The following is a 219-nucleotide window of genomic DNA, read 5'->3' as shown; positions in this document are numbered from 1 at the left end:
ATAATGCGACTCCACACAGCGGGGGTGATTAGCTCAGCTGGGAGAGCACCTCCCTTACAAGGAGGGGGTCGGCGGTTCGAACCCGTCATCACCCACCAACTACTTTATGTAGTCTCCGCCGTGTAAAACAAGAAATTGAGAAGTGGGTGATTAGCTCAGCTGGGAGAGCACCTCCCTTACAAGGAGGGGGTCGGCGGTTCGATCCCGTCATCACCCACC

2 tRNA genes are annotated in these 219 nt (G+C 56.2%); both read left to right on the top strand.

From position 1 onward, the window contains the following. Nucleotides 1–22: 22 nt before the first annotated feature. A tRNA-Val gene (locus OGV75_RS00065) sits at nucleotides 23–98 on the top strand. A gap of 46 nt (nucleotides 99–144) precedes the next feature. Beyond that, nucleotides 145–217, top strand: a tRNA-Val gene (locus OGV75_RS00060). Nucleotides 218–219: the final 2 nt, after the last annotated feature.

It is taken from the genome of Citrobacter sp. Cb028, assembly GCF_030336705.1.
Taxonomy (GTDB): domain Bacteria; phylum Pseudomonadota; class Gammaproteobacteria; order Enterobacterales; family Enterobacteriaceae; genus Citrobacter; species Citrobacter braakii.
Note: the sequence above shows the minus strand (reverse complement) of the source record. Positions and strands in the feature narration are given on the sequence as shown.